13 protein-coding genes are annotated in these 12,523 nt (G+C 69.8%); 3 read left to right on the top strand and 10 right to left on the bottom strand.

The window, feature by feature from the left end; translation table 11 throughout:
* The first annotated feature begins 156 nt into the window (after positions 1 to 156).
* The gene (locus CU254_RS02230) at positions 157 to 993 is read left to right on the top strand and encodes a dienelactone hydrolase (protein ID WP_037712288.1); all 837 of its coding nucleotides are present in this window, start codon (positions 157 to 159) and stop codon (positions 991 to 993) included.
* A gap of 14 nt (positions 994 to 1,007) precedes the next feature.
* Here CU254_RS02230 and CU254_RS02225 read toward each other — a convergent pair whose 3' ends face one another.
* From CU254_RS02225 to rplM, 6 genes are all read right to left on the bottom strand, one after another.
* The gene (locus tag CU254_RS02225) at positions 1,008 to 1,451 is read right to left on the bottom strand and encodes a hypothetical protein (protein ID WP_009072366.1); all 444 of its coding nucleotides are present in this window, start codon (positions 1,449 to 1,451) and stop codon (positions 1,008 to 1,010) included.
* 16 nt (positions 1,452 to 1,467) lie between these two features.
* Positions 1,468 to 4,110, bottom strand: a complete 2,643-nt coding sequence (locus tag CU254_RS02220) for a hypothetical protein (protein ID WP_009072365.1) — start codon at positions 4,108 to 4,110, stop codon at positions 1,468 to 1,470.
* Positions 4,110 to 4,424: a hypothetical protein gene (locus CU254_RS02215; RefSeq protein ID WP_009072364.1), complete on the bottom strand. Its 315-nt coding sequence runs from the start codon at positions 4,422 to 4,424 to the stop codon at positions 4,110 to 4,112. The genes CU254_RS02220 and CU254_RS02215 overlap by 1 nt, the downstream gene beginning before the upstream one ends.
* 128 nt (positions 4,425 to 4,552) lie before the next feature.
* A complete protein-coding gene (gene glmM / locus CU254_RS02210; protein WP_009072363.1) occupies positions 4,553 to 5,890 on the bottom strand; it encodes a phosphoglucosamine mutase in 1,338 nt (445 codons plus the stop codon).
* Positions 5,891 to 6,094: 204 nt separating this feature from the next.
* The gene (gene rpsI / locus CU254_RS02205) at positions 6,095 to 6,583 is read right to left on the bottom strand and encodes a 30S ribosomal protein S9 (RefSeq protein ID WP_009072362.1); all 489 of its coding nucleotides are present in this window, start codon (positions 6,581 to 6,583) and stop codon (positions 6,095 to 6,097) included.
* A gap of 11 nt (positions 6,584 to 6,594) precedes the next feature.
* Complete coding sequence (gene rplM, locus CU254_RS02200; protein WP_009072361.1) at positions 6,595 to 7,047, bottom strand: 50S ribosomal protein L13; 453 nt, start codon at positions 7,045 to 7,047, stop codon at positions 6,595 to 6,597.
* A gap of 252 nt (positions 7,048 to 7,299) precedes the next feature.
* Here rplM and CU254_RS02195 point away from each other — a divergent pair, with 252 nt between their 5' ends.
* Positions 7,300 to 8,205: a hypothetical protein gene (locus tag CU254_RS02195; protein WP_199785755.1), complete on the top strand. Its 906-nt coding sequence runs from the start codon at positions 7,300 to 7,302 to the stop codon at positions 8,203 to 8,205.
* Between the two features lie 52 nt (positions 8,206 to 8,257).
* Entirely contained in the window at positions 8,258 to 8,935 is a 678-nt protein-coding gene (locus tag CU254_RS02190) for a DUF4333 domain-containing protein (RefSeq protein ID WP_009072359.1), read from the top strand.
* Positions 8,936 to 9,213: 278 nt separating this feature from the next.
* Here the strand turns inward: CU254_RS02190 and CU254_RS02185 are convergent, their stop codons facing one another.
* From CU254_RS02185 to CU254_RS02170, 4 genes are all read right to left on the bottom strand, one after another.
* A complete protein-coding gene (locus tag CU254_RS02185; RefSeq protein WP_009072358.1) occupies positions 9,214 to 9,504 on the bottom strand; it encodes a WXG100 family type VII secretion target in 291 nt (96 codons plus the stop codon).
* A gap of 61 nt (positions 9,505 to 9,565) precedes the next feature.
* Positions 9,566 to 9,889, bottom strand: coding sequence for a WXG100 family type VII secretion target (locus tag CU254_RS02180; protein WP_009072357.1), 324 nt, complete (start codon positions 9,887 to 9,889; stop codon positions 9,566 to 9,568).
* Positions 9,890 to 10,130: 241 nt separating this feature from the next.
* Positions 10,131 to 10,490, bottom strand: coding sequence for a hypothetical protein (locus tag CU254_RS02175; protein WP_009072356.1), 360 nt, complete (start codon positions 10,488 to 10,490; stop codon positions 10,131 to 10,133).
* Between the two features lie 10 nt (positions 10,491 to 10,500).
* Complete coding sequence (locus CU254_RS02170; RefSeq protein ID WP_009072355.1) at positions 10,501 to 12,504, bottom strand: type VII secretion-associated protein; 2,004 nt, start codon at positions 12,502 to 12,504, stop codon at positions 10,501 to 10,503.
* Between the last annotated feature and the right edge of the window lie 19 nt (positions 12,505 to 12,523).

The following is a 12,523-nucleotide window of genomic DNA, read 5'->3' as shown; positions in this document are numbered from 1 at the left end:
CGGTCCCTAGAGCGGGGTTTTCAGTGCCGCTGAGCTGGGCGAGCGGCCTTCCGGACAACCATTGGCCGGTTCTTCGCGCACCGTGGCGGCGGACCCCTAAACCGCTCGGGGTGGCGCACCGGGCCGGGACTGGGCACGGGCAGTAAGGTCACGCGCATGGCCAGCAAGCCCAAGCAGCTGCTCACGGAGCTGTCCCACCCGGGTCCGCACGAGGTTTTGCGCGGCAATCTCGCCCTGGTCGGACTGCCCGGCGTCGTGTTCACCCCGCGCCAAGGCCTCGGCCTCCCGGCCATCGCGTTCGGGCACGGCTGGCTGCAGCCCGCCACCCGCTACCGACAGCTGCTGCACCACCTCGCGAGCTGGGGCGTGGTCGCCGCGGCCCCCGCGACGCAGCTCGGCCCGCTCCCGTCGCACCGCCTGCTGGCCGGCGACCTGCTGACGACGCTCGACGTCATCACCACGGTCCGCCTCGGCCCGGACGGCATCAGCGTCGACCCGGAAAAACTGGGCCTGGCCGGCCACTCCACCGGCGGCGGTTCGGCAGTGCTGGCAGCCGCCCAGTCCGCCGCCGCGGGCGACGACGCCCGCCCGAAGGTCCGCGCGGTGGCGACAGTGGCCGCGGCGCAGACCTTCCCGCCCGCCACGGACGCCGCGAAGGTCATCAACGCCCCCGGCCTGCACCTGGCGGTGGACGGCGACCTGGTCGCCCCGGCGGTCGGCCACGCGGACGCCATCGCCCAGGCGTGGGCCGGCCCGGTGCAGCTGCGGACGCTGTCGAAGTCCTCCCACCTGGCGGTGACCGAGGGCCGGCACTGGAGCCAGCTGCTGCTGCAGGGCAAACCGCAGCGCGCGACGCAGCAGCTGACGAAGGCGCTGTTCACTGCGTTCTTTCTCACGCATTTGACGGGTACGGAGAAGTACCTGCCGCTGCTGGACGCCGATGTGAAACGCGCGCCGATCGAGGTTCCGGAGGACGAGGAACCGGCTGCCTGATCAGCGGATGCCGGTCAGGTAGCCAGCCAGTCGGTGTTCGTGTAGTCGTCCTCGTCGTGGTGCACGCCACGCCGATGCCGTCCCGACGCCGCGGCAGGCGGTGCCGGAGCCGGCGGAGGCGTGCTGGGCCGTTGCGGAGCAGGCTCGGCAGGCACATAGCCGGCGCGACGTTCCTTCTCCGCTTCCTCGTCTTCGAAACCGAAACTGACCTCGCCCTTGGCCTTGTCGCCGACGGTCGACTCCATCACCCAGCCGCCGGCCTTCGCCGCGCGGCGAGCGTTCTCCTGCACGCGGACGATCACCTGGCCGACCGTGCGCAGCTGCTTGTCGCTGGCCTCTTTGCTTTCCTTGAGGTCTTTCCGGACCCGGCTGCCGATCAACGCGAGCCGTTCCTCGGCCTCGCGTTCGATCTGAGCCATCTTGTGGCGGAACCCCGCCCCCAGGTCTTCGCTGCTCACCGCGTCCTCCCCCGTTCTAACGGCCAGGCTGATCGTCGTCGAGCAGCGACCCGCTGATCCGGTTCGAGCCGGCCTGCGAACCGAAAAGACCGCCGTCGGCCCGGTACGCGCTCGACGAACGTTCCTGCTCCTGTCCGCCGCCCGGCGCGTTGCCGAGCCCGCCCATCATGCCGCCGCCCATCATCGCCGGGGTTCCGGAGCCGCTCGCCTCGTGGTGCACCGGGGCGGTGCCGAGCTGCGAGGTGTCGGTCGGCGGGGCATCGCCTGCCGAGGCGGCCATCGGATCGCCGGTGTCGCCAAGGCCGGGGTGGGGAACGGTGCCGATCCCGGGGTCGGAGGAGAACGGGTCGAGCACCGACTGGGCACTCGTCGACTCGTCCGGGCCTGATGCCGCGGCGGGCGCGCTCGCCGGCTCGTGGGTCACCGGCAGTTCGTGCGAGGACGGCTGGCCCGGGATGATCCGGTGCTCATGGGCGGCTGGCTGGTCCGGAACGGCCTGGTGGCTCTGCGCGGCGGGCTGCTCGGGAACGATTTGCTGACCTTGCGCGGCGACCTGGTCCGGAACGACCTGGTTGGCCGCCGCGACGACCGGCTGGCCCGCGGCTGCCGCCGCGTCCGGCACCGGCGTCCCGGGAGGCGTCGGCACACCCGGCGTGGCCTGCCCGCCGGCCGCGGCTCCGCCGCCGGAGTGGTGGCCGCTGGGGTTCAGCGCACCGTCGTCACCGAGGGTGTACTTCGTCGGATGTCCCGAGCCGTCGTCGATCGTCACGACCGTGGGACCGTCGGCCCCGGACAGCCGCTCGGCCACGATCGACAGCTTGCCGTCCTGGATGTGGATCTTGCCGTCCGGGCCCGGCTGGTACTTCTGGCCGGCTCCCTGCGTGCCGTCGGGGTTCTTCGCGGCGTCCGGGGTTCCCTCGTGGCCTTGGCCGGTCCCTTGCGCCCCGTCGTGGCCCTGCGGCCCGAACCCGGTCGCCGGGTCCGGATGCTGCTGCCCGGGCAGCGAAGTCCCCGGCGGTTGCGTCGCGCCGGGCTTCGCCTGGTCCCCGAAGTCGAGGTCGTAGGTCTTCGGCTTGCCAGTGCCGTCGTCGACGCTGATCCCCATGTGCCCGTCCTTGCCGGGTTCGGACATGGAGATCTTGTGCCCGTCGTGCTCGACGGTCATCGTCTCGGGCTCTTCGGGTTTGAGGGCCGCGCCCGTCTTCGGGTCGATCGGATACGGCTGCCCAGTCTTCGGATCTACCTCGAGCGGCTGGTGAGTGACCGGGTTGAGCCCCTCGGCCGATTGCGGCTGGGTCTGCGGCGGTTCCGGCGTCTTGGGCATCTGCGCCGCGGCCGGCATCGGCCCCGAGCCGCCGGTGCTCGGCATCCCCGAATCCTTGCCACCGCCGCCGGAGGACGACGGCACGGTCTGCTGGCCGCCTCCGTCCGACTGCTGGCCGCCGCCTTGGTCAGCGGGCTTCGACGACGTGGTGAAGAGGTCCTCGCGGGCCTTGCCCAACGACGCGCCCAGCTCGTTCCACACCTGGTCGACACTGGTGCGCGTGTGCTCGCAGACCTGCTGCCAGTTGGTGACATGCTTGTCCATGAAGCCGCAGAACCCGGCGAGCCACTTCTTGGCCCATTCCTGCCCGGCGTCCTTGGTCTCGTCGTTGAGGTCGTTGCAGTCGTCTTTGATCGTGTCTTGCAGGTCCTTCGGCATCAGCCGGAGAAAATGCTTGAAGTCGTCGTCGCTGGCGTTGCGCCCCATCTCGGCGACCCGGATCAGCCGGTCGATGTCGCCCGGCGAGAAGTCGCCTTTGTTGGGGTACTCGGTGATGTAGTAATCCTGCAGCCACTGGCATTTCGCCCGGATCAGCTTCGCGATCGACGCGATGCTGCGGTCAATCAGCCCCGCCCCGTCCTTCAGGGTCTGCTCGACGGTCTTCGTGCCGTCGGTGATCCCCTTCCAGGACTGCTGGGCCTTGTCCCGTGCGTCGCCCGACCAGTTGGCGAACACCGTCGCCATCCGGTTGTCCTGATCCGCCGCGGCGTCCACAATGGACGCGTTGACGTCCGTCAATTCCTTGGCGGCGGCCTTGAATTTGTCGAACGGGATGTCCCGCTGCTCGTCGAACGGGTCGCCGACGTGCGGCTGGAACGGGTGCTCCGGCAGGTTCTGCGCGACGAGGCCGCGGGCGCGGTTGTAGAGCGGCAGCAGGTTCCGGAACGGCTGCAAGCCCGAGACGCCGAGGTCGAGGATCTCGTTCGAGTTCGCGACACCCGGATCGGTGTCGGTGTTCTTGGCCCCTTGGTCCTTCAGCTTCTGCTTGTCGCCGTCAACGGCCTGCTGCTGCTTGTCCTGCGCCGCCTTCGCGCCTTTGTCGGCTTCGTCTTTCGCCTTGCCGTACCAGTCGTAGACGTCGCTCTTGCTCGACCACTCCCAGTCCATGTCCCCTTCGGAGATGGACAGCGTCTGCTTGTAGTAGTCGCGCCAGTGGTTGCGGTCTTCGTCGCTCTGGAAGCCGTAACTCTGCGCTTCGCCGTCGTCGTCTTCGTCCTCGACGTAGTCGAAGTAGCGAAGTGCCAGTCCCCGTTTGGTGTTGCGGTCGATGCTGGGGTCGTTCATCAACTGCTGGAACTCTTGGAACGTCGGGAAGTTCCCGCTGCGCTTGGCCATCAGCGCTTGCCGCTCTTCGTGATGGAGTCCGAGCTGCTCGCCTCGTTGGCGGTGTACTTCTTGCTCGCCGACCCGAGGTTGTTCCCGAAGTCCTCACAGGCCTTCACGTAGCTGTCGACACATTTGCCGACCGCCTCGATCCCGGTCTTGTACAGCTGGAACGAGCCGTGGTGCTTGCGCCCGAAGTCCGCCTCGGTGATCTGGATCTGCTTCAACGCGGGCAGCGTCGTCTGCAGACGGTCCTTCGCCGCGTCCCGCACGAATCCGCCCGCCGTCTCCAGCATCTGCGGATCGACATTCTGCCGGTTCCCCACGCTCGCCCCTCCTCGACTGCCCAGTGCTTCCGGACCTTGGACGCACGGAAGCCGTCGGCGGTGCCGGACACTCGTCTACGGAATGTACCCGGAGAGTGACGAGGGGCGCAGCGATTCGGGCAGTTCGGTCAGGAGACCGCGGACACGACCCCGGCCAGCCGGTCCGCCGCTGCCTGGGCCGTGGCGTGGGCCGGGGCTTCCACCATGACCCGCACCAACTGTTCGGTCCCGGACGGGCGCAGCAGGACCCGGCCTTCCTCGCCGAGTTCGGCTTCTACCTCGCCGACCGCGTCGCGGACCTCGGCGGAGCCGGCTACTGCTGCCTTGTCCGCGACCGGGACGTTGACCAGCACCTGCGGCAGCCGGTTCATCACCGAGGCCAGCTCGGCCAGCGGTTTGCCCGTGGCGGCCATCCGGGCCATCAGGCGCAGTGCGGTCAGGAGGCCGTCGCCGGTGGTGGCGTGGGCGGGGAGGACTACGTGGCCGGACTGTTCGCCGCCGAGGGCCAGGCCGGAGGCGCGCAGTTCCTCGAGCACGTAGCGGTCACCCACCGCAGTCGTGACGACCGTGATGCCGTGTGCCTTCATCGCCAGGTGCAGGCCGAGGTTGCTCATCACGGTCGCGACGAGCGTGTCCTTCACCAGCGCGCCTTCTTCGGCGAGCGCCAGCGCCAGGACGGCCATGATCTGGTCGCCGTCCACCAGCTCGCCGGCGGCGTCGACGGCCACGCAGCGGTCGGCGTCTCCGTCGTGGCCGATGCCGAGGTCGGCACCGTGTTCGACGACCGCGGCGCGCAGCAGGTCGGGGTGGTTCGAGCCACAGTTGTCGTTGATGTTGATGCCGTCCGGCTCCGCGTGCAGGGCCACGACCTCGGCGCCGGCCCGGCGGTACGCCTCCGGGGCGGCCGCGGACGACGCGCCGTTCGCGCAGTCCACCACGACCTTCAGGCCGGTCAGCGGGTGCGGCGTCGCGGCGACCAGGTGCTCGATGTACTTGTCGAGCGCGTCCGGGACGTCGGTGACGCGGCCGACGCCGTCGCCGGTCGGGCGGGTGATCCCGGTCGCGTCGAGGCCGGATTCGATCTCGTCCTCGATGCTGTCCGGCAGTTTGTGCCCGCCGGCGGCGAAGAGCTTGATGCCGTTGTCCGGCATGGGGTTGTGCGAGGCGGAGATCATCACGCCGAGGTCCGCGTCGAGCGCACCCACGAGGTACGCGACGGCGGGCGTCGGCAGCACGCCGAGCCGCAGGACGTCCGCACCGGCCGACGCGAGGCCCGCCACCACGGCGGCCTCCAGCATCTCGCCGCTCGCCCGCGGGTCGCGGCCGACCACGGCCACCGGACGGTGCGAACGGTCGTGGGCCGCCAGCACCCGGGCGGCGCTCGCCGCGACCGACAGGGCCAGCTCCGGGGACAGGTCGGCGTTGGCCAGACCGCGTACCCCGTCGGTGCCGAACAGTCGAGCCATCTCGACCTCCTTGTCTTGATTCACCGGCCTCGGGGCGTGCCGGGCCTCGACAAACCTAGCGCCGGACCCGGCAGGGGTACTCCCCTGCCCTACCCCAAGACAGTCGTGCCAGTGGCGGAAAACGCATCAACCAGCCCCGAAAACGCCGGAAGCGCCCATCCGATGGACGGATGGGCGCTTCCAGGGTTGCGCCAGGGCTGAAAATCAGCGCTTGGAGTACTGCGGGGCCTTGCGGGCCTTCTTGAGGCCGTACTTCTTCCGCTCCGTGGCGCGCGCGTCACGGGTCAGGAAGCCGGCCTTCTTCAGGGCCGGACGGTCGTCGGCGTCGACCTCGACCAGCGCACGGGCGATGGCGAGACGCAGCGCGCCCGCCTGGCCCGAGATCCCGCCGCCCTTGAGGTTGGCGAAGATGTCGAAGGAGTCCGGCTTCTCGACGGTCACGAGCGGCTCGCGGATGAGCTGCTGGTGGACCTTGTTCGGGAAGTACTGCTCGAGCGACTTGCCGTTGAGCTTGAACTCACCGGTACCCGGCACGACGCGGACGCGGACCACGGCCTCCTTGCGGCGGCCGACCGTCTGCGCGTTGCCACCGGCGGCACGCGACGGGCGCGGGGCGGCGGCGGACTCGCTGGTCGCCACGGCCTCGGCGGGGGTCTCGGTCGAAGCGACGACCTCGGTCTCGGTGCTGGTCAACTGTTCCTCACTCACTGCGCGACCTGCGCGATCTTGGTGATCTCGCGCGCCTGCGGCTGCTGCGCGGCGTGCGGGTGCTGCGGGCCGGCGTACACCTTCAGCTTCTTGGCCATGGCGCGGCCGAGCTTGTTCTTCGGCAGCATGCCCTTGACCACCTTCTCCACGAGGTGCTCGGGCTTGGTGTCGAGCAGCTCGCCGAAGGAGCGCTTCCGCAGACCGCCGGGATAACCGCTGTGCCGGTACGCGAACTTCTGCTCGCGCTTGTTACCGGTGAGAGCGACCTTCTCGGCGTTGACGATGATGACGAAGTCACCGGTGTCCACGTGCGGGGCGTAGGTCGGCTTGTGCTTGCCGCGCAGCAGCGTGGCGACCTCGGTCGCGAGCCGTCCGAGCACGACATCCTCGGCGTCGATCACGTGCCAGGCACGAGTGACGTCGCCGGGCTTGGGGCTGTACGTGGGCAAGGGTCTACCTCGTCGTCATTGCGTGTGGGTAATGTGCGGGCCGAGCGCTGACGCGCCGCAACGCACAACGACATATGAAGATACCCCTGTGGTCCCGTTGCTTTGCAGCGGGGGGTGCGAAGGCGCCTCGTCGGCCGGTCGCAGCTTACCCGACCTGCTCCCGGAACCACCACGCCGCCGCGCGGGTCGTACCAGGATGAGACGATTCGGGCGCGCAGCCGCGCCAGCACGACGAGCACCTGGGGACAGCAGTTGAAGACACGAGCGAGGACGATCCGGGCCGCACGGACGGCGGGAGCCGTCGCCGCCGTGCTGGCGCTCGCGACCGCGTGCGGGCAGGCCCGCGCCGGCACCGCGCTGCCCGACGGCGACCAGGCCGCCGCGTACGTCGGCGCGAAGTTCGAGAAGGCCATGTCGAAGCTGGGCGACACGATCACCGAGCCGCGCGATGTGACCAACTCCGCGGACCGGTACTTCAAGTTCGACGACAGGTACCTGCACAACATCGTCACCTCCGCGCGCACCGGCAGCCCGGAGAGCCGCATCGTGCACAACCGGTCGCAGAAGAACCCCAACGAGTTCCTCGACACGTTCACCCCGGCCGACGGCGCCGTCGAGTACCTCTACTTGGGCCCGGCCTACAAATCGCTCGCGCCGACGCCGTGGGTGTCGATGCCCAAGCCGGAGAACGGGCTCGTCCAGCCGTGTGTGTGGGGCGGGGTGCACATCGCGTGCAAGATGGGCGCCGCGGTCGACAGCGCGTACAAGGCGGACAAGAAAGCGCTGCGCGGTGCGAAGAGCTCCGCGGACGGCACCGAGCAGCTGAGCGTGAACGTGCCGTTCGCGATCTTCCTCGACCAGCGCGTCGAACTGCTGCCGGACAAGGTCGTCAACCAGGTCGGGCCGGAACTGCGCAAGGCCGTCGTGCCGAGCACGATCACGCTCAAGCCGGACGGTTCGCTCGCCGCGTTCACCATGGCGGCCAAGTTCGAGGGCGACGGGCACAAGGTCGAACTGCGCTACGAGTTCAAGTTCACCGGGCAGGCCACCGTCTCGGACCTGCCGACGGTGCCGGACGCCTCGCAGGTCACCGTCCTCGCGGACGACGCGGCCAAACAGGACTTCTACCGCAGGCTCGCCGACCTGCAGGGGCGTTGATGCGCGCCCTTCCGCCGGCCCCCGCGCCGATCGACCCCCGAGGTGAGCACCGATGACCCAGCCTCCCGACCAGCAGCCGCAGTGGTGGCAGCCGGGGAACCAGCCACAGCAGCAGCCGGGTTATCCGTCCGAAGTGGACAACTCCGGTTGGCAGGGCGGCCAGTGGACGCCGCAACCTCCGGCGCAGCAACAGTTTCCGCAGGGGCAGTACCCGCAGCAGGGTTATCCGGCCCAGCCCTACGGCCAGCCGCCGAGCCAGCCGACGCCCGCGCCGTACGGCGGACCCGGTCAGCCGCAGAGCCAGCCGACCCCGGTCCCGCCGGGACAGCAGTCCTCCGGAAGTCCTTACGGCGGCGGGTTCCAGCCGTCCGAGTACGGCGGACTCGGCGCGTTTTCCTCCGCGAAGCCGGGGAAACCGCGGTCGAAGAAACCGTTCCTGATCGCCGGGGCGGTCGTGGTGGTGCTGGCCGCCGCGGGCGGGATCTCGTGGGCGGCCGGGGTGTTCAGCGGGGACACCCTCGACCAGAAGTCGTTGCAAGAGGGCGTTTCCCGGGTGCTGAACGAGAACTACGGCGAGCCGGACGTGAAGAACGTCGTGTGCCCGTCCGGGCAGCCGATCGAGAACGGCACCACGTTCGACTGCACGGTGCAGGTCGGCGGGCAGCCGAAGAAGGTGACCGTGCGGGTGCTGAACGACAAGCCGGAATATTCCGTCGGCGCTCCGCACTGACGAGGTCTTAAGCCGTGGGCCCGGACCGGGCACCGCGGAAAGAAGTCGCTGCGGGAGGGCATTTCCCAGGGTGCGCAACGAGCCGCCCGCAGCGCGCCAGAATATTCCGGCAACGCCTCGCGCCGAGCGCCGAAACCCGTTCCTCCGACGAGAAGCGGGTGGGGGAAATGGCTTCCCTGCGGGAGAATCCGCCGACCCGGGCGGCCTCGAAGTACGCACACGAAAACGGCGGGCCCGCACCCGAAGGTGCCTGGCCCGCCGTGGTTTCGGAGCTTGGCTCAGAACAGGTTCTGCACCGAGCGGTCCGTCGCCTGGTAGCCGTCCGCGATCTGCGGCAGCACGGCGGCGATCTGCGCCAGCAGCTGAGTGAACTCCTCGAACTTCTGGTTCCACTCGTTCTGGGCCTGGTGGTACTGGTCCTTCGCTTCACCGGTCCAGCTGTTGGTCAGCGGGCTGAGGTCACTCTGCAGGTTGTCGAAGAGGGTCTTCAGCTCGCCGCCGGTGGCGGTGCAGTCCTCCGCGGCGCGGTGGATGGTACCCGGGTCAACAACAATGCGGCCGTCAGGCATGTCGAACTCCTGTCAGAAGAAAGAATGAGGAAAAGGCGAATCTGAACGGAAAAGAACTGGATCAGCCGAGAACGCCGAAGCCCTTGTTGAGCGAGTTGATGTGCTCGTGCTGAGCCGCCTCGCTCTTGGCGTAGGTGGAACCCGCTTCCTGGAGCAGCTCGCCGATACGGTGCAGCGCGTCGTTCAGGCCGCGACCGCAGTCGTCGAAGCGGCGCATGACGTTGTCGAAGGCGCGCTGCGCGTCGCCTTCCCAGCCCGCGCGGGTCGCTTCGATGTTGGAGCGCAGGTCGCTCAGGTTCTTGTTCATCCGGCTGGTCGCGTCGACGACGCGCCCCTCCGCCGCGGTGAATTCCTTCGGATCCCCAGTGAAACCGCCAGCAGCCATGGGAGCTACCCCCTTCGTCAGTGGTTGTGCGCGCCGGCTGGTGTTTCCGGCACTGCACCTACGACGAAGACATTGCCAGTTCGGTTCACACTTGTCGCGACTTCTTCGCAAGTAGTTGCTTGCGTGAACGCGGGCCAAGGGAACCGCCCGGCAACGGCCCGGTGAACGGCTTCCCGGTGTCCCCGAAAAAACCTTGTCCACCAGCGTGGTTAGCACACGCACAGCCGGTTCCCGGAACGTTTCAGGAGTCCCGGCTCATGATTCGCGACTGCGAAAAGTCCTCGTCCTCTTCACTCGTCCGGGGCTGTTCGGGCGAAATATCGGGACGAACGGGAACCGGCTCGGGCACGGCGGGCTCGGCGGGCATCGGCAATCCGCGGGCGGCGCGGAACCGGCGGGCGGCCCCGCGCAACGCGGACGGCGCGGGTTCCGCGGCTCCGGAAAGCCGCCGCCTGCCGAACTCCTTCAGCAATTCCCGGTTTTCGCTGCGATGCCGTTCGCTGCGCGCGAGCGCGGTGCCCGCGACGCGGCGCGAGAAGGTGACGGCGTCCTGTCCCGCTCGGGTGAATGCCGCCGGCGCGGATTCCGGTTCGGACGGCACAGGCGCTCCTTCAGCTGGTGATCTTCAGCGTGCGCACCACTTGCTCGCACGCGGCGTCGACGCGCTGCTGCACCGCGGGAGATTGGTACTGGCAGCCGACGTGCACCCGGATCCGCCCTTGCACGAGCACATACCAGCGGACGGTAATCCGTTCCGGTTTGCTCTCGACATAGCCGATCACGTTGCGGCCACCGTAAGTCAGATCGGGGCGGAACGCAGTGTAGTTCGCGTTTCCGCTGACCCCGGACCGCAAAGCGTCGACGAGTTTCTGCCGGTCCGCCGTCGCGTCGTAGTCCATCACGAACTCCTGCGCGAGCACGAGATCGTTGCCGTTGGCCGCGTCCTGCGGGTGCAGGATGACCTGCCGGTCCGCGACCTCGTCGGTGGTCTGGATCCAGTCGCTCGGCGCGACGAGGCTGAAGTCGTATTGCGAGAACGAACGGCCCTGATCCGAGGTGTTCCCGCGGCTGACGAAGTAGACGACTCCGGCCGCGACCAGCGCCACGACCGCGACCGCCGCGGTGATCAACCACAGCCGACGGCGTTTCTTCGCCCCGCCACCGGAGTCTTCCGCACCGGGAACGGCGAACGCCCCGTTCCCGGAACCGTTCTGCCCCAACGCGTTCTTGCCCGGACCAGTCCGCAATGGACTCGCGCCGACGGGCGCTACCGCTCCGAACGGCGCGCTTTGCGGTCCCCTGGCCGCCTCCGCGGCGGAGAACCCGCGCGGCGGCAACGGCTGTGCCGGAGGGGTGCGCGGCACCGGCGCCGGACCTCGCCGGACCGGCGCGTCCCCGCGGACGATCTCGGTGCGGTGCTCGGCAGGCCCCGGAATCGACGACCCGGGCAGCACGCCGGTGCGGTCCGGTTCCAGCAGCACCGCACGCAGCGCGCCGCGCGCCACGACGGTCTCCGGCTGGTCGAGGCTCGTCGGCACCACGCCGGTGCGCTCGTGCACCAGCCGGGAGATCATCGGGATCCGGCTCGAACCGCCGACGAGGAAGATCGCCGCGAGCTGCTTCGGGCGCAGGCCGGAGTCGGCGATCGCGGCGCTGGTCAGCTCGACCACCCGGCCGAGCTGAGGCCCGATCAACCGCTCCAGGTCCGCCCGCGTCACGTGCGCGTCCGCGAACGGCGGCGGCAACGGGACATCGGTGTAGGTGTGCCGCGACAGCGTTTCCTTCGCGCCGCGGACGTCCTGGCGCAGCACCCGGCGCCGCCGTCGCTCAGCCAGCTCGCGGCCCTCGACCAGTTGCCGCCACGCCTGCGGATCCGTGCCGGACACCAAAGAACCGACGTGCTCCAGCAACGCCTGGTCGATGTCGGCCCCGCCGAAACTCGGGTCGCCGCGCGTGGCCAGCACCTGGAACCCGCCCCGCTGCGGCGGCGCGCCCGGCACTCGCGCCGCGCGGGCGGCCTCCGGCGACCGCTGGACGACGCTGACGTCGACCGTGCCGCCGCCGAGGTCGAGCACCGCCAGCGCGTCGCCGGGACGGCCGGAGAACTCGACCGTCCGCCCGCCCGGCGAGGCCTCCGGGGCGAACGTGGCCGCGTGGTACACCGCCGCGGCCACCGGTTCCGGCACCAGCGCCACCTCGCGCGCCAGCCGGCCCGCGGCCTGGCGCAGCAGCCGGGTGCGGATCGCGCCCCAGTCCGCCGGGTGCGTGAGCACCAGCAGGTCCACCTCGACGTCGCCCGCGACGCGCCGCGCCTCCGCGACCGCCCGGTCCAGCACCGCGTGCACGACGTCGATGACCCGCAGCACCGAATCGCCGAGCAGCAGATCGCCCTCGTCGATCCGCCGCTTCGGATTCGGCTCGTACCGCGACGGGTCGACGGCCGCCTGCCGCTCGGCCTCCTGGCCGACGAACAGGGTGCCGTCGGACGCCGCGTACACCGCCGAGGACATCAGCGGCTGCCCGTCGATCACCACGACCTGCGGTTCGCGGCCGTTGACCGACACGACGACGCAGGTGCTCGAGGTCCCGAAGTCGACCGCGACCCGCACCGTCACCGGGCACCCCTTCCGTCAG

It is taken from the genome of Amycolatopsis sp. AA4, from assembly GCF_002796545.1.
Lineage (GTDB): Bacteria > Actinomycetota > Actinomycetes > Mycobacteriales > Pseudonocardiaceae > Amycolatopsis.
Note: the sequence above shows the minus strand (reverse complement) of the source record. Positions and strands in the feature narration are given on the sequence as shown.